A 24,934-nucleotide genomic window follows, 5' to 3' on the forward strand; every position below is an offset into this window, starting at 1 on the left:
GGGTCATCCGCTGAAGGGACCCATCACGTGGACGCGGCGGGCCGCAACGCCTGCGGGAACCCGTCGCCCGGTGCGCCCGGTTCCCGCCAACCGCGGGACTTCGTGCGAAGGAAACCGGGAAAAGAGAACCGCTGTGCCGCGCCCGAATCCAAAAGAACGGGAAAAGCTGGGCGAATCAGGGGGCGGCGGCACCAGCACTTCGCCGACTGGGCCGTCTTCCGCGCTCAGAGCAGCCCCCTGGAATTTCTCGGACCTCCTGGAACCGCGGGCGAGTTCGGCCCCGAGCGCAGGGGAGTCCGGTATTTCTCACGGGCCCCACGGTTTTCCGTTTCGTCCTCGCAACCGGCCGTTCCCGGCCGGCCGGGAGGAAAGCGAGGCCGCGTGGGGCCGGGAACCGCCGGCCCGGTCCCTCCGGGCGGACCCTACCCCGGGTGACCGGTCGTCGGGAGGGCGTTCTCGACCAGGTCGCGCAGTTGGGAGCGGGCGGTGACGCCCAACTTGGGGAAGCTGCGGTAGAGGTGCGAGCCGACCGTGCGCGGAGAGAGGAAGAGCTTCTCGCTGATCTCCCGGTTGGTCAGCCCGCGGGCGGCGAGCCTGATGATCTGCTGCTGTTGCGGGGAGAGCCGCGAGAGCGCGTCGGGGGCCGCGTCCGTGACGTCGAGGCCGGCGGCGCGCGACTCGGACCGGGCGCGCTCGATCCACGGGCGCGCGCCCAGGCGCCGGAAGGTCCGCAGAGCCTCGGTGAGCGGCCCCCGCGCCTCGGTGACGCGTCGACGGCGCCGCAACCATTCGGCCAGGTCCAGCAGGGTCTGGGCGCGCTCGAAGGGCCAGTACTCCAGCCGCGGATCGGCCAGGGCCGCCCGGAAGTGCGCCTCGGCGTCCTCGGGGTCCGCCAGGAGGGCACGGGCCCGGCTGATCAGCGCGCGCAGGCGGGGCGAGGCGCCGTCCGCGAGCGCGCGTGCGGAACGCTCGACGATCGCGGCGGCCTCCGCGCGCCGACCGCTGCGCGCGGCGGCGGCCGCCAGGTCCGCGAGGGCCGGGTAGGAGGCGTGGTAGTGCACCGGGGCGCCGTCCGCGGTGAAGACCGTGCGGAGTTGGTCGTACGCGTCCTCGTACCCGCCTTCCGCGACCGCCGCGGCACCGAGCGCGCGACGGGCGTAGACGGACACGGAGCGGCTCTCCACCGGATCGATCAGGGCGAACACGTCCGCGACCCGGGCCCGGGCCGCCGCCGTGTCCCCCTGGTAGGCCAGCACGACGGCCTCCACCGAGGCCGCGCACGCCACGGCGTGGTCGAGACCGGCCGTCGAACCGACGGCGGCGATGCGGGCGCAGACCTCGCGGGCCTGCCCCCACCGCCCCCGTTCCACGTAGCTCCAGGCGGCCGCGCCGCCCAGGCCCTCCGGCAGCGGCCCCTGCGACTTCCAGCGGTCGAACGCCTCGTCGAAGGCGCGGACGGCCTGCGGGGTCTCGTCCAGGAGCCACGCCATGACCGCGAGAGCGGTGAGCCGGTCGGGCTGACGCTCCGCCTCGCAGACCAACCGCGGAAGCAGGGAGAGGAGTTCGGCCCTGCCCTCGAAGGGGTCCGACACGGCCCTCACCCAGGCGCGCAGCCACGCGTGTGACGCGTCTTCGGGGAGCCGCTCCAGGACGGCCCGGATCCGGCGGCGTTGGGTGTCCTCTCCGGAGTAGAAGCGGACCACGGCGGCGTCGGCCAGCAGGCCCAGCGCGGTGGCGGGCCGCGAGGCCGCCGCCTGCCCGGCGGAACGGACCAGTCGGGAGAAGACCACGGTGTGGCGGACGGTCAGCACCGCCAGCCGTCCGACCTGCACGGTGAGGGAGGCCAGGAGCGATGGGTCTTCGGTGTGCGCGCGTGCCTCGGCGGCCAGTTCCTCGACCCAGGAGAGGTCGCCGGTGAACACGGCCGCCGTGGCCGCTTCGACCAGCAGCCTGGCCCTGTCCTCGCGCCGCGGCGCGAGTTCGGCGGCGCGTCGCAGGGCACTGGCCGCCGCCGCGTGGCCGCCGCGACGGCGGGCCCGGTCGGCGGTCCGCTCCAACTCCGCCGACACGGCCGCGTCGGGGCCCCGGCAGGCGGCGGCGAGGTGCCAGGCACGCCGATCCGGTGCGTCCCGCAGTATCCCGGCGAGTGCGAGGTGGGCCTCGCGCTGCGCGGCGGGGGACGCGGCGTGGTACGTGGCGGACCGGGCCAGAGGGTGGCGGAACCGGACGTCCCGACCGGTCCGCCGGACCAGCCCGGCCCGTTCGGCGGGCAGCCACGCGTCGTTCTCGGCGTGCGGCAGCCCGGCGGAGGCGACGATCGCGGAGTCGGCGCTGTCCATGGCGGCCAGGAGCAGCAGGGCCTGCCCGCTGGAGGCGGGAAGGTCGTGCAGACGGGCCGCGAAGACCCCCTCCAGGTGGTCGGTGAGCGGGAGCGGACCCGGGGAGGGCGGCGCGTCGTGCGCGGCGGACGCCCTCGTCAGTTCGGTCAGCGCCAGCGGGTTGCCGCCCGCCTGGTCGAGGATCCGCGCTCTGACCCGGCCGCTGGGGCTCCTCGCCTGCAGGTCCAGCAGCCGGTTGGCGGCGTCGTCGTCGAGCGCTCCCAGGGCGAGCGTCGGCAGGCGGCGGTCGAACCCCGGCAGGCGGTCGCCGGAGCGGACCCCGAACAGCATCGTCACCGGTTCGCCCTCCAGCCGTCTGGCGGCGAAGGACAGCACGTCCAGGGAAGCACGGTCGAACCACTGCGCGTCGTCGAGCACCACGAGCACGGGACGCCGGTCGCCCAGGGCCGAGAACAGGCTCAGGACGGCGACCCCGATGAGCATGGGGTCGGGATCCGCTGTGGTCGATCCCGCGCCGAAGGCGTCGCGCACCGCCGTGCGCTGCCTCTCCGGCAGCGCGTCCACCCGGGCCGAGACCGGCCTCAGCAACTGGTGCAGCGCGGAGAACGCCAGGCCCGACTCCGACTCGCTCCCCTCGGCGCGCAGGACGCGGGCGCCGCCCGCTTCGGCTCGGCGCGCCGCGGAGCCCAGCAGCGTGCTCTTGCCCGTGCCCGGGTCGCCGACCAGTACTAGGACCCGGTCGGTCGACGTCGGGTCCACCGCGCGGAAGAGGCGCGCCAACTCCGTGTCCCGGCCGACGATCGGTTCCGCCGGATCCGGGTCCGGCCCCGTGACCGCACCGGGGCCGCCTGTGTGCTCACCCACGGGGTCTCCAGGAGTCGTGGCTCCCCGGTCGGAGCCGCTTTGCCTTGGCCCACCCAGGCTACAAGCGGCGGAGCCGGTGCCGGGGCGAGCGCGCAGGTGCAGTCACGTGACGGATACCGCGTGCGCCGAGGCCGCCCGTAGGGTCCAAGAAAGCATCCGAATTACCGAGGAACCCTCATGGAACAAATGCAACTCGGCAATGTCACGATCACCCGGGTATGGGAGTACTACGGTTCCGTGGAAATGACGCCCGACACCTTCTTCCCGGAGGTGTCCAAGGAGGTCTGGGACGACGGCGCCCCCTTGCTGAGCCCGTATTTCGTGGATTTCGAGACCAACACGGTGAACTCGGCCATCCAGACCTGGGTGCTGCGCAGCGAGGGAAAGACCATTCTCGTCGACACCGGTGTGGGCAATCACAAGGAACGCCCGTACGCGCCCGTCTGGAGCCGTCTCGAAACCGACTTCCTGGCCAATCTCGCCCGCGCCGGAGTCGCGCCAGAGGACGTGGACATCGTGGTCAACACACACCTGCACATCGACCATGTGGGCTGGAACACCTACCTGGACGGCCGGAACTGGGTTCCCACCTTCCCCAACGCCACGTACCTGATGCCCAAGGACGACTTCGACTTCTGGAACCCCGCGAACGGCCACGAGCCGCGGTTGGGCCGCGGCAACCAGAACGTCTTCGAGGACAGCGTGGCCCCCGTGCACGAGGCCGGTCAGACGCTGCTGTGGGAGACCGGCCACCAGATCGACGCCGACCTGCGCCTGGACGCGGCTCCCGGGCACACCCCCGGCTCCTCCGTGCTGACCCTGGCCTCGGGAACGGACCGGGCCGTGTTCGTCGGCGACCTGCTGCACAACCCGGTGCAGATCCTCGAACCGGACGCCAACAGCTGCTTCTGCGAGGACCCCGCGGGCGCCCGCGCCACCCGCCGCGAGGTCCTGGGCAGGGCGGCCGACGACAACGCGCTCGTGATCCCCGCGCACCTGGGCGGCCACGGCGCCGCCGAAGTGGTGCGCGACGGGAGCACGTTCGCCATCAAGGGCTGGGCGCCCTTCGCCCCGTACACCCAGCAGGGCTGAGGCCAGCGGAAAGGCATGCCTGTGAACCACCACCCCGACCCCGTCGTCACCACCGCGCGGGGAGCGGTCCGCGGCCGACGCCGGAACGGCGTCACCGCCTTCCTGAACATCCCGTACGCCGCCGCTCCCCGCGGCGCCGACCGGTTCGCGCCGCCGCGGCCGCACGAGCCCTGGGACGGCGTACGGGACGCCACCGTGCCCGGCCCCAACGCGCCGCAGTCCGAACGCGCGCTCGGCGGCGTGGACATGTCCCCCTACTTCGGCGACGGTTGGAGCCGCGGAGACGACTACCTCACCGTCAACGTCTGGGCGCCCGAGACAGCGGACGGAGGCCTGCCCGTCATGGTGTTCGTCCACGGCGGGGGATTCGTCGCCGGCTCCACACGTTCCGCGATGTACGACGGCAGCGGCTTCGCCCGTGACGGCGTCGTCCTCGTCACCCTGAACTACCGGCTCGGTATCGCCGGGTTCCTCGACCTCCCCGGAGCGCCCGCCAACCGCGGCCTGCTCGATGTCGTCGCCGCGCTGCGCTGGGTCCGCGACAACGCCGCCGCCTTCGGCGGTGACCCGCGCCGGGTCACCCTCTTCGGCCAGTCGGCCGGAGCGACCATCGTCGGCGCCGTCCTCGCCGCCCCCGAGGCCGCGGGCCTCTTCCGGCGGGCCATCGTCCAGAGCGGCAGCGGACTGGGGGCGTTCACGACCGAGCAGGCCGCCCGCGTCACCGGCGCCGCGGCCGAAGTCCTGGGCGTGCGGCCCCATGTCGACGCCTTCGCGCGGATCTCCGACGTCCGCCTGGTCGAGGCCGCCTCCCGGCTCCCCGGCATCGACCTGCGGACCGGGACGCACCACGACCCGCTGATCGGACTCAGCCCCTTCAGCCTGGTCCTCGACACGCAGCCCGCCGCGTCCGTCGCCGCCGGGCTCGGCGCGGACGTCGACCTGCTCATCGGGACCAACACCGAGGAGGGGAACCTCTACCTGGCCCCCGTGGGCGCCTACTCCACCTCGACCGCGTCCGACGTCGACGCGGCCGCGGCGCGCTCGCACCCGGATCCGGCGCGGCTCGTCCAGACGTACCGGAGGGCACGCCCCCAGGCGTCCTTCGGTGAGCTGCGGTCCGCCGTCATGGGCGACGCGCTGTTCGGCGCGGGCAGCTGGGCCCTGGCCGGCGCCCATGCCTCCCACACCGCGTCCGCCACCTTCGCCTACGAGTTCGCGTGGCGTTCCGACGCCCTGGACGGAGAACTCGGCGCGGCCCACGCGGTCGAGCTGCCCTTCGTCTTCGACCTCGCGCACCTGCCGCGTTTGCGCGGACCGGCCGGTCTGCTGGGGCGCGGCGAGCCCCCCGCGGACCTGGCCGCCCGCGTCCACGGGACCTGGATCCGGTTCGCCGGGACCGGCGATCCCGGCTGGGACCCCTACGACCACGAGCGCCGGGCCACGATGCGCATCGACACCGAGTGGACCCGGGTCGAGGACCCCAGGGGCCGGGAACGGCGGGCCTGGGGGACGTCGTGACACTCCGGCCGGAAGGAGGACGGCCGACCCCTTCGCCGAGCGGGTCCGCCGGGGTGTCCGTTCGGGCGCGCGGACGGGGCGGGCGGTGCTGACGGGGCCGGTCCCGTCGTCGGCCGGGGCGGACCGGAGCGGGGCGGCGCCGTGGGCCCTCGCCCCGCTACGGGCGCGGTGAGGGCTCGGGGGCCGCGAGGCGCAGCTGGAGACGGGTGAGCTTGTCGTGGTCGAGGGTGCCCGGCTCCGCGCTGAGCATGACCACGCGCAGGTCGGTGCCCGGCACGGCCAGGGTCTGGCAGTCCAGGTCGAGCACGCCGAGTTCACCGTGGTCCACCCGCTTGCGCAGCGTCGCACGCGGCCGCACGTCGTGCCGCCGCCACTGCTCCGCGAACCCGGGGTCGCGCTCGGCGAACTCGTCCACCAGCCGCCGCAGCGCGGAGTCGTGCGGGCGGCGGGCCAGCGCCTCGCGCGCCTGGGCCGCCGCCTGCGCCGCGAACCCGCCCGCCGACTCCGCGGGAGCCGAGCACACCGTTCCGCCCAGGCGCATGGACAGCCGCAGCACGTTGCGCTCGGCCGGGGCCAGCGCGCCGAAGTCCGTGATCAGTGCGGACGCCAGGCCGTTCCAGGCCAGGACGTCGTGGCGGGCGTCGCAGACGTAGGCGGCGACCGGGCCGAGCCGCTCCAGCAGGGCGAGCACCCCCGAGGGGACCTGTCCGTCGGGGCCGGGCCGTGCGGGCGGCGCGTGCCCCGCGAGCCGGGACAGGTGCGCCCGCTCCGCCTCCGACAACTCCAGGGCCCGCCCGATCGCGTCGATGACCTGCGGTGACGGACGCGGCGCCCGGGCCTGCTCCAGCCGCTCGTAGTAGTTCACCGAGACCCCGGCCAGGTCGGCGACCTCCTCGCGCCGCAGTCCCGGCGTGCGCCGCGCGCGCCCGCCCACGGCTTCGGGGAGGCCGACGTCGGCCGGGCGCAGGGCTTCGCGGCGGGCGCGCAGGAATCCGCCGAGTTCTCGTCTGTCCACGCCCCCAGCCTGCCACGCGCGCGGTCGGCCAACCACGGACCACCGGTCCGGGGACGACGCGGCCGTTCCCCCGCGCGGCGCGCCCCGCCAGTGTTGCGGACGACGGACCGGACGACGCGGAGCGGACAGAGCGGGCGCGGACGGGCCGAACACCCGAAGGGACCGAAGACATGAGCATCCTCGTCACCGGCGGCACGGGCAACACCGGCCGCCCCCTCACCGAGACGCTGCGGGCCCGAGGCGCGCACGTGCGCGTTGCCAGCCGCAGGCCGGGCCCCGACGGCGTGCCCTTCGACTGGGCGGACCCCGAAACGCACGCCCGGGCACTCGACGGCGCGCGGGCCCTGTACCTGGTGCCGCCGCCGATGACCCTGGACCCCATGCCGGCGGCCGGGCCGTTCCTGGCGGCGGCCCGGACCGCCGGGGTGCGGCGCGTGGTGCTGCTCGGTTCGCTGGCGCGACTGCCCGGGACCCCGGGCGTCGTGGAGCTGGCCGAGGCCGTGCGGTCGTTCCCGGAGTGGGCGGTGCTGCGGCCGTCGGGGTTCATGCAGAACTTCACCGGGGCGCACCCGGTGGCCGCGGGTATCCGCGAGCGCGGTGAGATCCGCTCGGCGACCGGTGAGGGAAAGCTGGGGTGGATCGACGCCGCCGACATCGCGGCCGTCGCCGCGGAGGTGCTCCTGGCGCCGGGGCCGGTGGCCGATGAGCACGTGCTCACCGGCCCGGAGTCGTTCGGATACACGCGGGCGGCGGCGGTCATCGCCGCGGCCACCGGTCGGCCGGTGCGCCACACGCACGCCCCGGCGGACGAACTGGTCCGGCGCAACCTGGACGCGGGCATGCCCGAGCCCTTCGCCTCGGCGCTGGTCCGGGTGGACGCCGACGTCGCCGGGGGCAGCGAGGACCGCGTCACGGACACGGTCCACCGTCTGACCGGCCGCCCGCCCCGCGCCTTCGCCGACTTCGTCCGCGCCCGCCCGCGGGAGTGGTCCGCCACGTGATCGGCCGGGCGGTCCCGCCCGCTGGTCGGCGGTGCGGGGCCGTCGCCCGTTCCCGGCTCCGTCCCGGCCCTGTCCCGGCACGCGGACCGGCGCCCCGGGCTCCCCCTCGTCCGCCGGGGTGAGGCAAGGCCATCGCGCACGGGCGCCCTGGTGTACGTTGTCCGAGGTGGCCGTGGCCGGTGCGGGAGCTGCTCCGCACGTCGCACGGACACGTGAGTTTCCGGCCTGTCGGCCCTTCGCGAGCGTAGCGGACACGCACCGGGTGTGCCCGACTCCCGGTCGGGGCGTGTGTGAGCGGGCCCGCGAGACAAGGAGCCGTTGTGGGCGATGGTTCTGGTACTTACAGCGATTCGGCCGGTGTGTCAGGACGACACCGGCTCCTCTCGGAGGCGCTGGACCGCCTGAGCGCGGGCGTGTACGCCGTCGACGAGAGGGAGCGGATCGTCGCGGTCAACGCCACCGCCCTGCGTCTGCTGGACCGTTCGGCGGACGAGGTGCTCGGCCAGGACGTCCAGTCGTTGCACCGGGACGCCCGGGGGCAGGCGGTCGTCAAGGAGGCAAGCGACGCCTCCCACGGGAGGCTTTCCGGTCCCTCCTCCCGGGCGGGAGAGTCCTGGTTCCAGCGCGGCGACGGCACGCTCCTCCCCGTGTCGTGGTCCGCCGTCCCCTGTGGGCCCGACGGTTCCCAGGTCACGGAGCTGGTCTTCTTCCAGGCCGTCGAGCGGGACGAGGAGGACCCCGCGCGGCCCGTCCTCCCCCGCCGGACACTGTCGGAGACGGAGCGGCTGGCCCTGCTGGCCGACACCACCGCACACCTGATCAACAACGTCGACGTGGAGAAGTCCCTGCTCCGGGTGGTGGAGTTGATGCTTCCACGACTCGCGGACTGGGCGATCATCGACCTGATCACCGAAGGCGACGAGGTGTCCCGCTCCCTGGTGGTCCAGGCGGACCAGGGCAGGACCACGGTGCGCGAGGACCTCCAGGGGCCGATGCCTCCGGTGCCCGAAACCTCCAGCATGCCCCTGTCCAAGGCCCTGCGAGGCGCCGCCTCCACGCTCGTCAACCGTGAGATCTACTCCGGTCCGCCCGACACGGGTATCGCGGTGGAGCAGCGCAGGCTGTTCGAGGCGACGGGCATCAACACCGCGGCCATCGCTCCCATCCGCGGGCCCCGGGAGGTGCTGGGCGCCCTGACCCTGGGGCGCACGGGCTCGCAACACCCCTTCACCCGGAACGACCTCGCCCTTCTGGAGGACATCGCACGACGCATCGGCCTGGCCCTGGAGAACGCGCGCCACCACCAGCGCCAGCGTCAGGTCGCCGAGACCATGCAGCGCTACCTGCTACCCCAGCTCCCCCAGCTGAAGGGGGTGGAGATGACCGCCCGGTACCTGCCCGCCCCGGACGTGTCGCACGTGGGCGGTGACTGGTACGACGCCTTCCCCCTGCCCCGCGGCGACACGGCCCTGGTCATCGGCGACGTCGTCGGCCACGACCTGGAGGCGGCGGCCGGCATGGCCCAGCTCCGCAACATGCTCCGGGCCTACACCTGGGCCCAGGAGCAGTCCCCCCACCGCACGCTCGAACGCATGGACCAGGCCCTGGAGCACATCAGCGACGTCTACATGGCGACCCTCGTCCTGGCCCATCTGACGGTCGACGAGGCCGGACGGTGGGAACTGCTGTGGGCGAGCGCCGGCCACCCCCCGCCCCTGCTCATCCACCATGACGGCATCACCCACTACCTGGAGGAGGGGAGCGGGGTCCTGCTCGGCACGGGGATGGCGCGGCCGCGCGCCGACGCGCGCGTCGCCCTGCCGCCCGGGTCCACGCTCGTGTTCTACACGGACGGCCTGATCGAAGCCCGGGGGCAGTCACTGGACACGGGCCTGGCACGCATGCGCCAGCACGCGGCCTCCCTCGCGCACCGACCCCTGAACTCCTTCGCCGACCAGCTGCTGGAGCGCGCACGGCCGAGCGCCAACGACGACGACGCCGCCCTGCTCGTCATCCGTATTCCGGAGGACGCGACCGGCGGGTGAGGCCGACGGCCGCCCGCGGGCTCCCTTCCTCCAGGCGGTGACGCCGGAGCCCGTCCGGGGGTGCGCGTCCGCGGCCCGTAAGCGCCCGGCCCGCCGGAGAGGTCCGCCACCGGTGATAGGTAGACTGGTCTACCTAGTCCGATACCGGAGGTGCGTCATGGCGAACGCCGAGGAGGCCCGGCCGCGTGCGGGGTCAGCCCGGGAGAGGTTGCTCGGCGCGGCGGCGCGGCTGTTCTACGCCCACGGCATGACCGCCACCGGCATCGACGCGGTCACCGCCGAGGCCGGTGTGGCCAAGATGAGCCTGTACAACAACTTCTCCTCCAAGGAGGAGCTGACGCTGGCCTACCTCCAGGAGCGGCACCGGGAGTGGCTCGACCTGTACCGGCGCCGCCTGGAGGAGGCCCGCACCCCCCGGGAGGGGGTCCTGGCGGTGTTCGACGCCTACGTCGACCACGCCTCGGCCGCCTACGAGCACGGCTTCCGCGGCTGCGGGCTGCTCAACGCCGCGGCCGAGCTCCCCGCGGGCGCGCCGGGCAGGGCGCGGGTGCGCGAGCACAAGGAGCAGGTCGAGGCGCTCGTGGCCGGACACCTGGAGCAGATCACCGACCCCGACACGGCGGCGCGTACCGCCCGGCACTGCTCGTTCCTGCTGGAGGGCTCCATGGCCCGGGCCGGACTGGAGGGCGCGCCGGACCGGCTCCTGGAGGCACGCGCGATCGCCGCGGCCCTGGTGGACGCGCTGTGAACCGCCACAGGACGCTGGGCATCGCGGCCATCACGGTCACCTCCGTCCTGTGGGGCACGACCGGCACCGCCGCCACCTTCGCCCCGCAGGCCGGGCCCCTGGCCATCGGCTCGGCCGCACTGGGGATCGGCGGCCTGCTCCAGGCGCTGATCGCCCTGCCCGCGCTGGCGGCGGCCCGCTCCCGGCTGCGGGACAACCTGCCCCTGGTGGCGGTGGGAGCCCTGGCCGTGGGCGTCTACCCCCTGGCGTTCTACGGCTCGATGCACCTGGCGGGGGTGGCGGTGGGCACGGTGGTGTCCCTGGCGTCGGCACCGCTGGCCTCCGGCCTGTTGGAGCTGGCGGTCCAGCGCACACCGCTGAGCCGGTGGTGGATGCTGGCCGCGGCGGTGGGCACCGTCGGCGGCGTGCTGCTGTGCGTGTCGAAGATGGCCGGACCCGCCGCCTCGCCCGGCGGGACCGCGGCCGGTGTCGCGCTCGGACTGGTGGCGGGCCTCACCTACGCCGCGTTCTCCTGGGCGGCGCACACCCTCATGGGGCGCGGCATCGACCGTGCGGCGTCCATGGGGGCGGTCTTCGGTTGCGGCGGCGTGCTATTGATGCCGGTGCTCGTGCTCACCGGCGCCCCCCTCGTGGCCTCCGCGCAGGCCTTCACGGTGGCCGCCTACATGGCGCTGGTGCCCATGTTCCTGGGCTACCTCTTCTTCGGCTTCGGCCTGACCCGGGTCTCGGCGAGCACGGCCACGACGGTCACGTTGAGCGAACCCGCGGTCGCGGCGCTCCTGGCGGTCCTGGTCGTCGGGGAGACGCTGACCGGCACGGGGTGGTTCGGGCTGGGGCTCATCGCCCTGGTCCCGGTCATGCTCGCCCTGGCACCGGCCTCCAGCACGGGAACGCCGCCCGTGGAACCGGCCCGTGCGGCGGGCACACCCGTGGACGCGGACCGCGAACCGGCCTGAGCGCCGGGCCGCGGGGCCTCACGGCGCCAGGGAGGCGATACCGCCGGTCTCCAGGGCGACCCAGACCGTTCCGTCCGCGGTGACCGTGACGCCATGGGGCTCGCGGGAGGGCGTGGGCAGGTCGAACAGGTCGATGTCGCCCTCCTCGGTGATGTGCCCGACGCGGTTCGCTCCCCACTCGGTGAACCAGCAGCCGCCTTCGGGGTCCGCGGTGATGGCGTGGGGGCGTGAGTCGCGCCGGGGGAGGGGGAACTCCCGGATGCGTCCGTCCGTGGTGAGGCGGCCGATCTGACCCGCGGCGATCTCCACGAACCACAGGGCGCCGTCCGGACCCGCGGTGATACCGACAGGACCCGCCTGGCCGGTCGGGAGGGGGAGGAGGGTGACGTCCCCGCCGACGGTGACGCGGCCGACGGCGTTGGCCTGGTTGAGGGTGAAGTACAGGGCTTCGTCGGGCCCGCAGGCGATGAACGACGGGAACCCTCCCCGCGTCGGCACGGAGAACTCGGTGACCTCCCCGTCGGTGGTGATGCGGCCGACACGGTTGGCGTTCATCTGTTTGTTGGGCGTGGATACCCCGTCCTTCAGGGCGGGGAGGACACGCCCTCTCCTTTCCGTGACTTTGTGTTGGATTCTGCTCACCCGATCGCAGGGTGGTCGCTACGGTGTGTGGCATGACCAGGAAGAGCGTGAAGCGGGCGTTTCGGTACCGCTTCTACCCGAGCGATGCGCAGGCGGCTGAGCTGTCGCGCACGTTCGGGTGCGTGCGCCTGGTCTACAACCGCGCCCTGGCCGAACGCAGCATCGCCTGGCACCAGCGCCGCGAACGGATGGGCTACTCCCACACCTCGGCCATGCTCACCGCCTGGAAGAGGACCGAGGAGCTGTCCTTCCTCACCGAGGTCTCTTCCGTTCCGCTCCAGCAGACGCTGCGCCACCTGCACACCGCCTTTGGGAACTTCTTCGACCGCCGCGCGAAGTATCCGCGGTTCAAGTCGAAGAAGACGTCGCGGGTCTCGGCGGAGTACACCCAGTCGGCCTTTCGCTACTGCGACGGACAGTTGTCCCTGGCCAAGATGGCCGAACCCCTGGACGTGGTGTGGTCGCGGCCCCTGCCAAAAGGGGCTCGACCGTCCACGGTGACGGTGTTGCGGGACGCGGCCGGGCGCTGGTTCGTCTCGCTGCTGTGCGAGGACACCATCACGTCGGCCCCGGCCACTCGCGACGCGGTCGGCGTCGACGTCGGGATCACCTCGGTGGTGACCTTGTCGACCGGGGAGAAGGTGGCCAACCCCCGCCACGAGCGACGCGACCGGGCCAGGCTGGCCAAGGCGCAGCGGGCGCTGGCCCGTAAGGCCAAGGGCAGCGTGAACCGGGACCGGGCGCGTCGCAGGGTGGCGCGGGCGTGCGCCCGTATCACCGACCGGCGTCGGGATTTCCTGCACAAGCTCTCCACTCGACTCGTCCGCGAGAACCAAGTGGTCGTGATCGAGGACCTGGCCGTGCGCAACCTGGTCAGGAACCGCAGACTCGCCCGGGCGATCTCGGATGTGGCTTGGCGTGAGCTGCGCACCATGTTGGAGTACAAGTGCGCCTGGTACGGGCGGGATCTGGTCGTGGTGGACCGGTTCTTCCCCTCCTCCAGGGCGTGCTCGACCCCCGGATGCGGGCACATCCAGGCGTCGTTGCCGCTGCGTGTACGGGAGTGGACGTGCCCCCGGTGCGGGGTGGCCCATGACCGTGATGTGAACGCGGCGCTCAATCTCGAAGCCGCCGGGCTGGCGGTTGTTGCCTGTGGAGCTGGTGTGAGACCTCAACGGGAGTCCTCCCGGACGGGGCGACCGGCGGTGAAGCAGGAAGGCCACGGGGCGACCCGTGACGAGGCGTTGGCCTCGAACCACCGGTAGGTGGTTCCGGATTCTCCTGCCTTCAGGCAGGAGAGGAAGTCAACTCGGTGAACCACAGCGCCCCGTCGGGCCCGGTCGTGATGCCGAAGGGCTGGGCGCCAGGGGTCGGCAGCGCGAAGGAGTCGGCCCTCCCGTCGGCGGTGATGCGGCCGATCCTGTCGTCCTTGGCACGGGTGAACCAGAGCGCGCGGTCGGGGCCCGTGGTGATGAGGGAGGGCGCGCACGCGGTGGAGTCCAGCGGGTACACGGTCGCGGAGCCGTCCGGTGTCATACGGGCGATCCGGCCGTGGTGGACGAGCGTGGCCCACAGCGAACCGTCGGCCCCGGCGGTGATGCCGTACGGGCCGGAGCCCTGCGCGGCCACGGGATACTCGCGTACGGAACGCTGCTGGAAGCGGTGTGTCACGGGTCTTCTCCGGTTATGCGGTGGATCGGGCACGCACGACGTCCCAGATGACGCGGGCGAGTTCCTCCGGGCGGGCCATGGGCACGTTGTGGTGTGCGCGCATCTCCACGAGTGCGCGTTCCGGGCGTGCGGCGACGACGGCCCGCACCTCGTCGCGGCGCGCGGCGTAGAAGCCCCGGTCGGGAAGCACGACCGTGAGCGGGCAGGTGAGGCGGTCGTAGACGTCCACGCTGGGGTAGACGGCCGCGTCCGGCGCGGGGGCGCTGACCACCGCGATCTGCTCGGGGGTCGGGCGCCGCAGCCAGGCGTGCCGTTGCTCGGTGAAGGAGCGCTCCAGCACGCCGCGCACCAGGCCGGGGCGGCAGCCCCTGTTCAGCTCGTCCCCGGGGGCCTCCCGCACACCGCGCTCGATGTACTCGCGCGCCTGTTCCGGGGTGGCGGACCACCCGTAGCCGAACCGGGCGCGCAACCGCTCCCTCGCCTCGGGCGTGGTCCACCGTTCCTGGTTCGCCACGGCCTCCTCCCGGGTGTCCAGGACGAGCCCGTCGACGACGCACACCGCGGCGGGGCGGACCAGCCCGCTGGCGGCCACGGCGGTGACGGCGTAACCGCCCAGCGAGTGCCCGACCAGGACGGGGCTCTCCCAGCCGAGGGCCCGAACGGCACCGGCGAGGTCGCGCCAGTACTGTTCCGCGTCGTGGGAGTCGGCCCCGGTCCGGCCGTGTCCGCGCAGGTCGACGGCGACGACGCGGCAGCGGTCGGTCAGATGGGCCGCCACGTCCGTCCAGGCGGCCGCGTTGTGCCCGCTGCCGTGAACGAGGAGGACCGGGGCGCCCGCGCCGCCGAAGTCCAGCGCGGCCAGGGCCTCGTGGCCGAGGTCGAGTGTGGTCTCTCGGGTCTGCACCGGATCATCCTGGGCCTGGTGCGTCCCCGCCGCAACCGTATTTCCCGTGTCGCGGTGCGAACGGCTGGCTGCGGGGCGCTGGCGGGCGGGCGAGAGCGCCTCCAGCGGAGCCGCCGAGACTACGGGCGGGCGGAACGCACTGTTATGTTGTCGATCGCGAATCCGACTTTCCTCCCCTCCCGGGCCCTGGAGTCGGGCACGAGTGCGGTGAGGAACGAGGGCTGCAGGTGAAGAACGAGTCTCGGGTCACCAGCCGAATCCGTCCGGAGACGGTGAGCTGGGTCGGTTTGGGGCTGGTCAGCGGCGGAATCCTGCTCGCGGCCGTCGACATGGTGCGATTTCCTCTCATGGAAGAGGAGTTGACGACTCCCGACGGCGGCCTCTGGTGGTTGGCGGCCGTGCTCCTCGGTGCGATCGTGCTCTGCGTCGTGTTGCGACGCGACACATGGGAACACCAAGCCGGACCAGCCACACGCCTCGACCGGACCCGCACGGTGCTCCTTCTGGCCGTGAGCGTGTCGTTGCTGTACGTGTCCTACGCCGCCTTCTCGCCGACGGCGTTCTCATGGACAGCGGAGAACCCGCGGTTCTACTCTCCCGATGCGGCCGGAGTCTCCCTGTGGACGGCGACCCTGACGATCACCCTCGGCGCGATGCTGATGGCGGCCACAGCCCACCAGCCGAGGCTTCGGCCCCTGCCCGGTTCCGTGCCGCCCATGGCCGGAGGACTGGTCCTGGTGCTGCTGTTGGAGTTCGGGCTGGGTGCCGCGACCCTGTACCAGCCGACGGAGCACACGGTCGCCGACGCCTTCCCGGACACACCCGCCCCGGTGCCGGGCGACGTCAGCGAGGTCGGCTGGGAGTGGGAGGTACCGCAGGACGTGTCCGTGCGGGGCGTGGAGCCCGGACCGTTCGGCCCGCTCCTGACGCTCGGGGACGGTGTCGTCGCCCTGGACGGCTCCTCCGGCGAGGTGCTGTGGAGCTACCGGCACCCCTACGACAGTCGGGTGCGCGTTGTGGTCTCCGACGGTGGAACGCGGGCGCTCGTCACCCGACAGCCTGCCGCGGACCGATCGGGTGATCATCACGTCACCGAGATCGACACCGTCACCGGAGGGATCCTTCGCGAGTTCACCGTGCCTCCGCTGCTTGAGGAAGGCGAGGGCGCGGACGAGGAGACCCGCGTCGACTTCCTCGCGGGCACGTCCGAGGTGAGCCTGTACTCCTGGCAGGACACCGATGAGGGACCGAGGGTCCGTGTGCACGCGGTGGACTCCAACGAAGAGCTGTGGTTCCCCACCGTTCCGGAGTCGCGGGACCGCACCTGCGTGAACTTCGGAGGCTGGCAGAGCGGCGAGAACCTCCTGCTGCACGAGGACCAGGTCCTCATCACGTACTCGTGCGCGGACGAGGACCGGCTCGACGAGGACACCACGCTTCGGGATCTGACCTTCGACAACCGTGAACCGCTGACCGGTGTCGTCGCCGCCTTCGACGCCCGTACGGGTGAGGAGAACTGGGTCCGTGAATGGGACGACACGAACACGGAACTCAGTATCTCCGTGGACCGGTTCGTCCCGGGCACGGACTCCCACCCCGTGGTCGTGGCGCAGGGCCGCTACCGGACCGACGTCCCCCGGGCGCTGGATCCGCGTGACGGTTCGGACGCCCTGGGGCTTCCTCCGGAATTGATGGACTCGGAGACCGTCATGAGCGACGACTTCGAGCAACTCGTGCGAGTCGGCTCCGAGAGCGCGGTCCTCCTCTCCCTCGGCCCCGCGGACCAGGGGAACGGTGACGAACACGAGCCCTTTCTGTTCCACCGTGTCTCCGCTTCCGGCGAGATCACCGCCACGGCCGAGATGCCGTTCAGTACGGTCTTCCTCGATCAACTGCCCGAAGCCATCGCTCTGGGGGAGGCCGTGATCATTCCGCGCCTGGAGTACGAGGAGACGGGCACGCAGGAGACCATCCCCGCCGTGGTCGTCATCCCCTACGACGCCGGACCGGACGCCGTACGCACCATCCGGTTCGACGAACCGGAGTTCGCCTCGGAACCCGGCACGCACGGCGCCCGTACCGGTGACCACCGGGCGATCCCCGTCCCCGGGGCGGTCGTGGCCTACGTCCAGGGCACCGAGACCACGATCGTCCGCGGGCTGGTGGGCTGAAGCGGACAGCTGCCACCCTCGGGATGACCGCGTCCCCGGACTGCCCGGGTCAGCAGTGCTCATCTCGACAGCCATCAGCACGCTCAGCCGGATGCTCGCAGCAGATCAGGACGCGGGCGGCCACACGCTCTCGTGGGCGGACGTCCCCACAGGCGCCGTTCAGGCCAGGCCCAGCTGTCCGACCACACGGGCCACCCGCCCCCGTTCGGCGGCGGGCAGCCCCAGGATCGGGCGGGGCAGGCAGCGCGGGGCCACCAGCCCCAGGTGTTCGGCGATCGCGGCGACCACGCGCAGGCTGCCGTGGGAGGCGAACAGCTCCCACAGCGGACGCAGCCGTTCCGACTCCGCCACGGCCCCCTCGGCGTCACCGCTCAGGGCGGCGCGGACCAGGGGCAGGGCGGCGGTCGGCAGGGTTCCGCCCACCACGGAGAACCAGGCCCGGCAGCCCGCGTTGAGCCCCGTCGCGGCGACGCCGTCACCGGAGACCCCGATGGTCACGTGGTCGGGCACGGCCGCGCGGACCGCCGCCACACGTTCGCGGGCGGCCACCGGGTCCGCGGGCACCGGCGGGATCTTGACCGCGGCCACGGCGGGCAGCGCGGCGACGCGCGCGTACAGTTCGGTCGAGAAGGTGAAGCGCGTCGTGCCGGGGTTGTCGTAGACCACCAGGGGCACCGACAGCTCGGCGGTGACCTCCTCGTAGAGCGCGAACACGTCCTCGTCGGTGAGCGGCTGGTAGCTCACCGGAGCCAACAGCACGGCGGACGCGCCGGCCTGCTGGGCGTCCTGGGCCAGGGCCCGCACGTGGGAGGTGCGCAGCGCGCCGATACCGACGACCACCGGTGTGCCGTCCGCGTGCCGTACCGCCGTCCGGGCCGCGCGGCGGCGCTCCTCCCGGTCCAGGTAGGCGTAGGAGCCGGTCGATCCCAGCGCGCCGATGGAGTCCACGCCCGCCTCCGCCAGGCGGGTGACCAGCCCCGCGTAGGCCCGCTCGTCGAAGCGGTCGTCGTCCAACGGGGTCAGCGGAAAGGCGCTCAGGCCGGTGAACATGCTTTCTCCCTCATGTGTGCGGCGCCCGGACAGGGCACGGGGCCCTCGGCCCGCCCCGGTGCCTCGCCCCGCCCCTGCTGTTCGCAGAGGGCTCGGCGTCGGCGAACGCCACCCGTACGGTCGCGCTACCGGGACCGCTGCTGCGCCTTCCACGCCCGGTGGAGTCCACGCCGGCGCTCGTACTCCCTCTTCGCGCGGTGCTGCGGATCGGTCTCCGGGGTCAGGGACGCCGGGCCCATGACGTGCAGGAGCGCGTAGTTGATACGGAACCCCGTCCTGTACAGCAGCGAGAACGAGTCCTTCCCGCGCGGCTTGTCCATGGCCCTCCACCTCACTGTTTCCGGGGATCGCGGACGCGCGCCGCGAGAGAGCGGGGGAGTCCATCGCGGTGGAATCCGCGGCCTTCCCCGCTCAGCAGCGTATCCGCCCGGTTTCCACCGCTGCGTCCGGCCCGTCCCGTACGGGCACGGCCCCGAACGGCTTCGCGGCACCCGAACCGCGGTCCGGGTCGCGCGGAGGCGGTCGTCCCGCTCTCGTCGCCTGTGGGGTGGGCCCCTGACCAGGGCTGGCGCACATCGGCCGAGGTCAACCTCTGTTGACCGGTGGTGGCGGCCGTCATACCGTGGGAGCGCGCGGTCGGCCGAACCGGCGCCGCCCCCTTCTGTGAAAGGCACCCACATGGCCACCATCCTGGTCACCGGCGCGTCGGACGGACTCGGCCGAGCCCTGGCCGAGGACCTCGCGGGGGCAGGGCACCGGCTCCTGCTCCACGGCCGCGACACCGGACGGCTCGCACAGGTCGCCGCGGACACCGGCGGCGAGGTCTACCGCGCCGACCTCTCCTCCCTCGCCGGGGCCAAGCGGCTCGCCGCCGAGGTCGCCGCCCGCCACGACCGGCTCGACGTGCTCGTCAACAACGCCGCGGTGGGCTTCCGGATCGACGGCGCCGAGCGCACGACCTCGGCCGACGGCCACGAGTTGCGCCTGGCGGTCAACTACCTGGCGCCGGTGCTGCTCACGAGGGAGCTGTTGCCGCTGTTGCGCCGGTCCGCTCCCTCACGGGTGGTCAACATCGCCTCCCGGGGACAGCAGGAGTTGGACCTGGAGGATCCGCAGTTCGAACGCGGCTTCACCGAACCCGCTGCCTACCGCCGGTCCAAGCTGGCCCTCATCAGCCACACCCTGGACCTGGCCGAGGAACTGGTCGGCAGCGGGGTCACGGTCAACTCCCTGCACCCGGGGACCTACATGGAGACCTCCCTGACCAGGGCCGCGGGCGTGGAGTTCCACGACCCCCTAGAGAAGGGGGTGGCCGCCACCCGCCGTCTGGTGGAGGCGCCCGAGTTGGAGCGGGTCAGCGGACGCCACTTCGACGACGGTGTGGAGACGCCGCCCTCCGTCCCCGCCGCCCTCGACCCCGGGTACCGTCGTCGTCTCGCCGAACTGACGAACGGACTGCTGGAGAAGTCCGGCGTCTGACCGGCGGGGCGGGGCGGGCCGGCCCCCGCCGTCGGCTGAACGGGGCACTCGGCCCCGCAGAGCCCGGCCTTCTCCGTGGTGAGGGTCCGCGGGTCTCAGGCGCGGCCGACGCGGTACGTCAGATGCGTCGCGTAGGGCGTGACGACGGCGTCCTGCTGTGTGAGCGGGGGCCTGCTCCGTGACATGGTCGAACAGTCGCGTACCCGCTCCCACGAGGACGGGTGGCAGGTGGACTCGGAGTTCGTGGAACGCCCCCATGGCCAGCGCCTGCCCCGCGACGTCGGCTCCTTCCATGATGACGACCTCCTTGTTCCCAGCAGCCTTCGACGCCTGGGAGACGGCGGAAGCGGTGCCGTCGGTCACGAAGGTGAAGCCGACGGTGTGGCGTCTCCGGCGCGGAGCCCGATGGGCGACGGCGGAGTCGGGCGGCGTCTGGGACCGGTCCTGTTCGTAGCCGTATCCGCGATCGCCCTTTCATCCGTGGGAGCCGTCGACGAAGTCGAAGGTCCTGCGTCCCCTGGTCACCGTCACCACCGGGCACCCCACTCGGGGACGAGGCGTCGTACTGCGCGGGTGCTGGACGTGTGCTCGCGGTGTGTGGTCGGGTGGGCGACCGGCGACCGGCGACCGGCGACCGGCGACCGGCGACCGGCGACCGGGGGACGGTGCCCACCTTCCTACTGGTCGGTACAGCCCGTGAATACCGTGGAACTGTCCGCGCTGCCCGTCCGTTATCCTCGTGCTCTCCCCCGTGTCCCGGGCGAGGACGCCCCTCGGTCAGCGCCTCGGCCGGCCGTAGACGATCAGGGCGCCGACCGAGCCCGGGACCCCGGAAGCGTTCGCAAACTCATGAGGACGATGAGGGACGATGCCCGCACATCACCCGTTTCCCCTTGGATCGCCTTGGACACAGCACGTGCGAGGCGGTGTGGCTCCGACCGGCTCCCGGCCCGGCGAACCCGCAGCGCGACCGGACCTCGACAGGGGGCCCGCACCGTCACCCGGTACGGAGGAGCGCGACCCCGTACTCCCCGTCGGCAGGGGCGGTAGCGGTGCGCTCCGGGGAAACGGCGAACGGGTGCTCCTGGTAGGCCGCTCCGAAGACGTGGAGGAGGTCCTGCGTCCAACGCTCGCCTTGGCGGGTTATGAGGTGGAGACCGCTGGCACGGGGGCCGCGGCCGTGGACCGCATGGACCACGGCCGCCACCATCTGGCCATAGTCGACACCGCGATGCCCGAGCTGCGGCGCATTCCGCGCAGACGGTTGAGGAACGGCCGCACCCCGGTCCTCTTCCTGGCCACCGGCGAGTTCCTGGCGATGCTGCTGCCCGAGGTCGGCCGGAGCGGAGAGGACTACCTCACCCGCCCCTTCCAGATCACCGACCTCCTGGCCCGGGTACGTCTGCTGCTCAGTGGACAGAGCGTGGGCTGCTCTGATCCGACACTGCGCTACGGCGACCTGGTCCTGGACGACGACACCTGCCATGCCCGGCTCGCCGACAGCGAACTCGACCTCACCCCAGCCGAGTACCGGCTGCTGCGTTACATGGTGGTCAACGCCGGCAGGGTGCTCTCCAAAGAACGCATCGCCGACCACGTGTGGGGGGAGATCCGGGGGGACAACGCGATCGAGCGGCTCGTCTCACGCCTGCGGCGCAAGGTGGAGTGCCGGAGCCCGGGGCTGATCAGGACCCAGCGGGGGTTCGGATACGTGCTCGAAACCCCCGCCGGTGAAGGTCCCACCGGCACCGGAAGGACGAACGGGGACAGCGGTTCGCCTATGACGTGAGTCACGTCAGGTTCCCGTCAGGTCGGTGTCCGTAACGCGTCAGCAAGCGCTGGTTGCATCCAGGCAGTCGTTCCCCGAACGACGCCCACCGGATACACCAGACGAAGGAGACGCATGGCTGACACCGCCGCCCCGCAGGGCAGCGATTCCACGCGACCGGTACCGGAGTACCCGCAATCCCGTGACGGACGGTGCCCGTTCCACCCGGCCGACACGATCCGGAAGCTGACTGTCGAGGACCCCGTGTCCAAGGTCAGGATCTGGGACGGGAGCACGCCCTGGCTCGTCACCCGGCACGCTGACCAGCGAGCCCTGCTCACGGACCCTCGCCTGAGCATCAACGAGAAGCTGCCCAACTACCCGCACATGACCCAGGGCCGTGCCGAGGTCGCCCCGTATCTGCCGGACTTGATCACCAACACCGACGCCCCGGAGCACACCAGGCTGCGCCGCACGGTCAACGCGCCCTTCACCGTCAAACGGGTCGAGGCGATGCGCCCCGCCATCCAGAAGCTCGTCGACGACCTCATCGACCGTATGCTCGCCGGGCCCAAGCCCGCGGACCTGGTGACCCGGCTCGGCCTTCCGGTCCCGACACTGGTGATCAGCGAAATGCTCGGGGTTCCCTACTCCGATCACGACTTCTTCCAGCGCTGCAGCAACATCGCGGTCAGCCACACCGCGACCCCCGAGGAGACCAGGGAGGCCAACGGGGCGCTCGCCGAATACCTGGGCGAACTGATCGACCGCAAGACCGCGGATCCGGCCGAGGACGTGCTGTCGGAGATGGCGGGCCGGGTGACGGCCGGGGAGATGACGCGTCAGGAGGCCGTGATCATGGGATCGGCCATCCTCATCGCCGGGCACGAGACGAGCGCCAGCATGATCTCCCTGGGCACGCTCGCGCTCCTCCAGAATCCGGAGCAACTCCGGCTGCTCCAGACCACCGAGGACCCCAAGGTCGTCGCCAAGGCGGTCGAGGAACTGCTCCGGTACCTGACGATCGTGCACACCGGGGTCCGCCGCATCGCGGTGGAGGACATCGAGGTGGGGGACCAGGTCATCCGGGCGGGCGACGGGGTGATCTTCGACGTCGCCGCGGCCAACTGGGACGCCGAGGAGTTCCCCGAGCCGGAGAAGCTCGACCTGGGCAGGGCCGCACGCCAGCACCACGCCTTCGGCTACGGCGCCCACCAGTGCCTGGGGCAGACCCTCGCCCGCGTCGAACTCCAGGTCGTCTTCAGCACCCTGTACCGGCGGATTCCCACCCTGCGGCTGGCCGTGCCGTTCGAGGAGGTCGAGTTCGCCTTCGAGGGAGTGGCCTACGGCCTGCGCTCCCTCCCCGTCACCTGGTGACATCCCAGAACATCCCGGAACAAGAAGGCAGGTCTTCCATGCGAGTGGAACTGGACGAACCCAAGTGCGTGGCCTCGGGGCAGTGCGTGGTCGCGGCTCCCGACGTCTTCGACCAGAGGGACGAGGACGGGGTGGCGATCGTGTTGGACCAGACCCCTCCCAAGGAACTCTACGACGAGGTCAGCGAAGCCGTGGCGATCTGCCCGGCGGCGGCCCTGCGGTTGGTGGAGGAGTGAACCGCGTCGTCGTGGTCGGTGCCTGCGCCGCGGGTCTGGCGGCGGCGGAGACCCTGCGCCGAGAGGGCTTTTCCGGAGCGGTCACGCTGATCGGCGACGAACCCTACGCCCCCTACGACCGGCCGCCCCTGTCGAAGCAGATCCTGTCCCGGCAATGGCAGCCCGACCGCCTGCGCCTGCGTTCGGACCAGGACCTGGCCGGCCTCGACGCCGACCTGAGGCTCGACAAGGCGGCGGTCGGACTCGACCCGACCGGGCGCACCGTCGAGCTGGCGACCGGCGAGTCGGTTCCCTACGACGGGCTGGTCATCGCCACAGGGGTGCGCCCCCGACACCTGCCGGGAAACGGCGCCCACGTACTGCGGACCCTGGATGACGCCCTGGCACTCAGGTCCCGGCTGACCCCGGGGCGCCGCCTGGCCGTGGTCGGCGCCGGTTTTCTCGGCGCCGAGGTGGCGGCGGTGGCCCGAAGGCTCGGCTGCGAGGTCACCCTTGTGGAACCGGCACCGGTCCCACTGGCCCACGCCGTCGGTGAGGCGGTGGGGAGCGTACTCTCCTCCGCCCACGTGGAGCAGGGGGTGAACCTGCGCACCGGGGTCGGTGTGGAAAAGATCGTGGACGGGGGTGTGCGCCTGGTCGGCGGCGAGGTGGTCGAGGCCGACGAGGTCCTCACCGCCGTCGGCTCGGTGCCCAACACGGAGTGGCTGGAGGGAAGCGGCCTGGCTCTGGACGACGGCGTGCTCTGCGACGAGTACTGCTCCGCCGCACCAGGGGTGTACGCGGCGGGGGACGTCGCCCGGTGGCACAACCCCCTCTTCGGGACCTCCATGCGGGTGGAGCACCGCACCCACGCGGCCGAGCAGGGCATGGCCGCCGCCAGGAACCTGCTGCGCGGCGCGCAGGGGCGCCCCTTCGCCCCGGTGCCCTATTTCTGGTCCGACCAGTACGACATGAAGATCCAGGCCTACGGCTACCTGCGCGGACACGACGAGGTCCGGGTCGTCGAAGGGGACCTGGAACGGCGTCGCTTCATCGCCGCCTACCGCACCGGGGACCGCCTCGCTGGGGTTCTCGCGGTCGGGACCACACCCAAGGCACTGCGCCCCTGGCGGCAGGCGATCGCCAAGGGGGTTTCCTGGAACGAGGCGGTGGCCGCCTCACCTACCGAACCGAAGGATGAGCAGGTGTTCGATGTCGCGAACCGATGACGGACACGAGGTCGTGGTGGTGACCGGGGCCGGCGGCATGGGCGAAGCCGTCGCGCGCCGCCTGGGCAACGGCAGGAAGCTGCTGATCGCCGACCACTCCGAGGAACAGCTCGATCGCGTGGCCGACGCACTGCAGGCCGCCGGCTACGACGTGGGCGCGGTGCCCACCGACGTGTCGGACCGCTCCTCGGTGGACGCCCTGGCGCGGACGGCGGCCGAGAGCGGCAGGATCGTCTCGGTCGTCCACACCGCGGGAGTCTCCCCGGCCACCTCCACGGCCCGCAGGATCCTGGAGGTCGACCTGCTGGGCACCGCCCACGTGATCGACGCGTTCGCGCCGGTGGCGTCGCGGGGAACGTCTCTGGTGTGCGTGTCCAGCATGGCCGGGCACTACGCGTCACTGAGCCGGGATGACGAGCGGGAACTGGCGACGGCCGCCACCGAGGAGCTGCTCGGACTCAAGGCCCTCTCCCAGGTGGGCGAGGACGCGACGGCCGCCTACATCGTGTCCAAACGCGCCAACCACGTCCGGGTCCAGGCGGCGGCCCCGGCCTGGAACCGGCGCGGCGCCAGGGTGAACACGGTGAGTCCGGGCGTCATCGCCACCCCGATGTCGAAGTCGGAGGGCGAATCCGCCTCCGGAGACCACATGAGGGAGATGCTGCGGGCGTGCGGCATCGACCGGAAGGGCACCCCGGGAGAGATCGCCGAGGCGGTGGCGTTCCTGGCCGGGCCCGACTCCCGCTACGTCACGGGGACGGACCTCCTCGTGGACGGCGGGCAGGCGGCCTGGATCCGCTGGCACAGGCCCGCGGACTGACCGTCTCGTCCGTTTCCTGCCGCGACCGGT

21 protein-coding genes and 1 pseudogene are annotated in these 24,934 nt (G+C 72.6%); 14 read left to right on the forward strand and 8 right to left on the reverse strand.

The genetic code is table 11. The features are described 5' to 3' along the window. Positions 1 to 422: 422 nt before the first annotated feature. The gene (locus tag EV372_RS23910) at positions 423 to 3,203 is read right to left on the reverse strand and encodes a helix-turn-helix transcriptional regulator (protein WP_130397869.1); all 2,781 of its coding nucleotides are present in this window, start codon (positions 3,201 to 3,203) and stop codon (positions 423 to 425) included. 186 nt (positions 3,204 to 3,389) lie between these two features. Here EV372_RS23910 and EV372_RS23915 point away from each other — a divergent pair, with 186 nt between their 5' ends. Then, entirely contained in the window at positions 3,390 to 4,295 is a 906-nt protein-coding gene (locus EV372_RS23915) for an MBL fold metallo-hydrolase (RefSeq protein WP_197044460.1), read from the forward strand. Between the two features lie 15 nt (positions 4,296 to 4,310). Next, the gene (locus EV372_RS23920) at positions 4,311 to 5,813 is read left to right on the forward strand and encodes a carboxylesterase family protein (RefSeq protein ID WP_197044304.1); all 1,503 of its coding nucleotides are present in this window, start codon (positions 4,311 to 4,313) and stop codon (positions 5,811 to 5,813) included. A 157-nt stretch (positions 5,814 to 5,970) separates the two neighbouring features. Here EV372_RS23920 and EV372_RS23925 read toward each other — a convergent pair whose 3' ends face one another. Then, positions 5,971 to 6,828: a helix-turn-helix transcriptional regulator gene (locus tag EV372_RS23925; protein WP_130397871.1), complete on the reverse strand. Its 858-nt coding sequence runs from the start codon at positions 6,826 to 6,828 to the stop codon at positions 5,971 to 5,973. A 170-nt stretch (positions 6,829 to 6,998) separates the two neighbouring features. On the opposite strand from EV372_RS23925, the gene EV372_RS23930 reads away from it, so the two are divergent. From EV372_RS23930 to EV372_RS23945, 4 genes are all read left to right on the forward strand, one after another. Beyond that, on the forward strand, positions 6,999 to 7,829 hold the full coding sequence (locus EV372_RS23930) for a Rossmann-fold NAD(P)-binding domain-containing protein (protein WP_130397872.1): 831 nt from the start codon (positions 6,999 to 7,001) through the stop codon (positions 7,827 to 7,829). Positions 7,830 to 8,188: 359 nt separating this feature from the next. Next, positions 8,189 to 9,874: a SpoIIE family protein phosphatase gene (locus EV372_RS23935; protein WP_486484038.1), complete on the forward strand. Its 1,686-nt coding sequence runs from the start codon at positions 8,189 to 8,191 to the stop codon at positions 9,872 to 9,874. A gap of 157 nt (positions 9,875 to 10,031) precedes the next feature. Continuing rightward, entirely contained in the window at positions 10,032 to 10,622 is a 591-nt protein-coding gene (locus EV372_RS23940; protein ID WP_130397874.1) for a TetR/AcrR family transcriptional regulator, read from the forward strand. Further along, a complete protein-coding gene (locus EV372_RS23945; protein ID WP_130397875.1) occupies positions 10,619 to 11,578 on the forward strand; it encodes a DMT family transporter in 960 nt (319 codons plus the stop codon). The genes EV372_RS23940 and EV372_RS23945 overlap by 4 nt, the downstream gene beginning before the upstream one ends. 18 nt (positions 11,579 to 11,596) lie before the next feature. On the opposite strand, the gene EV372_RS23950 is transcribed toward EV372_RS23945, so the two are convergent. Next, a complete protein-coding gene (locus tag EV372_RS23950; RefSeq protein WP_486484039.1) occupies positions 11,597 to 12,133 on the reverse strand; it encodes a Vgb family protein in 537 nt (178 codons plus the stop codon). A gap of 119 nt (positions 12,134 to 12,252) precedes the next feature. On the opposite strand from EV372_RS23950, the gene EV372_RS23955 reads away from it, so the two are divergent. Then, complete coding sequence (locus EV372_RS23955; RefSeq protein ID WP_197044305.1) at positions 12,253 to 13,485, forward strand: RNA-guided endonuclease InsQ/TnpB family protein; 1,233 nt, start codon at positions 12,253 to 12,255, stop codon at positions 13,483 to 13,485. Positions 13,486 to 13,507: 22 nt separating this feature from the next. Here the strand turns inward: EV372_RS23955 and EV372_RS23960 are convergent, their stop codons facing one another. Together EV372_RS23960 and EV372_RS23965 are read right to left on the reverse strand one after the other, a co-directional pair. Continuing rightward, positions 13,508 to 13,891, reverse strand: a complete 384-nt coding sequence (locus EV372_RS23960) for a Vgb family protein (protein ID WP_253793265.1) — start codon at positions 13,889 to 13,891, stop codon at positions 13,508 to 13,510. Positions 13,892 to 13,904: 13 nt separating this feature from the next. Beyond that, entirely contained in the window at positions 13,905 to 14,795 is an 891-nt protein-coding gene (locus EV372_RS23965; protein WP_130397876.1) for an alpha/beta fold hydrolase, read from the reverse strand. 227 nt (positions 14,796 to 15,022) lie between these two features. Between EV372_RS23965 and EV372_RS23970 the strand changes: the two genes are divergently transcribed. Next, a complete protein-coding gene (locus tag EV372_RS23970) occupies positions 15,023 to 16,966 on the forward strand; it encodes an ABC transporter ATP-binding protein (protein ID WP_130397877.1) in 1,944 nt (647 codons plus the stop codon). Positions 16,967 to 17,125: 159 nt separating this feature from the next. Here EV372_RS23970 and EV372_RS23975 read toward each other — a convergent pair whose 3' ends face one another. Both EV372_RS23975 and EV372_RS23980 read right to left on the reverse strand, forming a co-directional pair. Continuing rightward, complete coding sequence (locus EV372_RS23975; protein ID WP_130397878.1) at positions 17,126 to 18,016, reverse strand: dihydrodipicolinate synthase family protein; 891 nt, start codon at positions 18,014 to 18,016, stop codon at positions 17,126 to 17,128. Between the two features lie 125 nt (positions 18,017 to 18,141). Beyond that, complete coding sequence (locus EV372_RS23980) at positions 18,142 to 18,336, reverse strand: hypothetical protein (RefSeq protein WP_130397879.1); 195 nt, start codon at positions 18,334 to 18,336, stop codon at positions 18,142 to 18,144. Between the two features lie 358 nt (positions 18,337 to 18,694). Between EV372_RS23980 and EV372_RS23985 the strand changes: the two genes are divergently transcribed. Beyond that, entirely contained in the window at positions 18,695 to 19,495 is an 801-nt protein-coding gene (locus EV372_RS23985) for an SDR family NAD(P)-dependent oxidoreductase (RefSeq protein WP_130397880.1), read from the forward strand. A gap of 180 nt (positions 19,496 to 19,675) precedes the next feature. Here EV372_RS23985 and EV372_RS29545 read toward each other — a convergent pair. Continuing rightward, positions 19,676 to 19,858: pseudogene (locus tag EV372_RS29545) on the reverse strand (dihydrofolate reductase family protein); the annotation flags it as partial. A gap of 772 nt (positions 19,859 to 20,630) precedes the next feature. Between EV372_RS29545 and EV372_RS24000 the strand changes: the two are divergent. From EV372_RS24000 to EV372_RS24020, 5 genes are all read left to right on the forward strand, one after another. Continuing rightward, on the forward strand, positions 20,631 to 21,284 hold the full coding sequence (locus EV372_RS24000; RefSeq protein ID WP_197044306.1) for a response regulator transcription factor: 654 nt from the start codon (positions 20,631 to 20,633) through the stop codon (positions 21,282 to 21,284). Positions 21,285 to 21,527: 243 nt separating this feature from the next. After that, the gene (locus EV372_RS24005; protein WP_486484040.1) at positions 21,528 to 22,640 is read left to right on the forward strand and encodes a cytochrome P450; all 1,113 of its coding nucleotides are present in this window, start codon (positions 21,528 to 21,530) and stop codon (positions 22,638 to 22,640) included. A gap of 38 nt (positions 22,641 to 22,678) precedes the next feature. Further along, on the forward strand, positions 22,679 to 22,876 hold the full coding sequence (locus tag EV372_RS24010) for a ferredoxin (protein WP_130397884.1): 198 nt from the start codon (positions 22,679 to 22,681) through the stop codon (positions 22,874 to 22,876). Continuing rightward, positions 22,873 to 24,084, forward strand: coding sequence for an FAD-dependent oxidoreductase (locus tag EV372_RS24015; RefSeq protein WP_130397885.1), 1,212 nt, complete (start codon positions 22,873 to 22,875; stop codon positions 24,082 to 24,084). The genes EV372_RS24010 and EV372_RS24015 overlap by 4 nt, the downstream gene beginning before the upstream one ends. Beyond that, positions 24,068 to 24,904: an SDR family oxidoreductase gene (locus tag EV372_RS24020; RefSeq protein WP_130397886.1), complete on the forward strand. Its 837-nt coding sequence runs from the start codon at positions 24,068 to 24,070 to the stop codon at positions 24,902 to 24,904. Before EV372_RS24015 ends, EV372_RS24020 begins: the two co-directional genes overlap by 17 nt. The last annotated feature ends 30 nt before the right edge of the window (positions 24,905 to 24,934 follow it).

The organism is Nocardiopsis sp. CNZ308, assembly GCF_004217075.1.

What these genes read in the sequence shown, in the direction of transcription:
- EV372_RS24020 (WP_130397886.1), top strand. Translation starts at nt 24,068, where the DNA reads ATGTCGCGAACCGATGACGGACACGAGGTCGTGGTGGTGACCGGGGCC.
- EV372_RS24010 (WP_130397884.1), top strand. Translation starts at nt 22,679, where the DNA reads ATGCGAGTGGAACTGGACGAACCCAAGTGCGTGGCCTCGGGGCAGTGC.
- EV372_RS23955 (WP_197044305.1), top strand. Translation starts at nt 12,253, where the DNA reads ATGACCAGGAAGAGCGTGAAGCGGGCGTTTCGGTACCGCTTCTACCCG.
- EV372_RS23940 (WP_130397874.1), top strand. Translation starts at nt 10,032, where the DNA reads ATGGCGAACGCCGAGGAGGCCCGGCCGCGTGCGGGGTCAGCCCGGGAG.
- EV372_RS23915 (WP_197044460.1), top strand. Translation starts at nt 3,390, where the DNA reads ATGCAACTCGGCAATGTCACGATCACCCGGGTATGGGAGTACTACGGT.
- EV372_RS23920 (WP_197044304.1), top strand. Translation starts at nt 4,311, where the DNA reads ATGCCTGTGAACCACCACCCCGACCCCGTCGTCACCACCGCGCGGGGA.
- EV372_RS23980 (WP_130397879.1), bottom strand. Translation starts at nt 18,336, where the DNA reads ATGGACAAGCCGCGCGGGAAGGACTCGTTCTCGCTGCTGTACAGGACG.
- EV372_RS23975 (WP_130397878.1), bottom strand. Translation starts at nt 18,016, where the DNA reads ATGTTCACCGGCCTGAGCGCCTTTCCGCTGACCCCGTTGGACGACGAC.
- EV372_RS23950 (WP_486484039.1), bottom strand. Translation starts at nt 12,133, where the DNA reads ATGAACGCCAACCGTGTCGGCCGCATCACCACCGACGGGGAGGTCACC.
- EV372_RS23930 (WP_130397872.1), top strand. Translation starts at nt 6,999, where the DNA reads ATGAGCATCCTCGTCACCGGCGGCACGGGCAACACCGGCCGCCCCCTC.
- EV372_RS23985 (WP_130397880.1), top strand. Translation starts at nt 18,695, where the DNA reads ATGGCCACCATCCTGGTCACCGGCGCGTCGGACGGACTCGGCCGAGCC.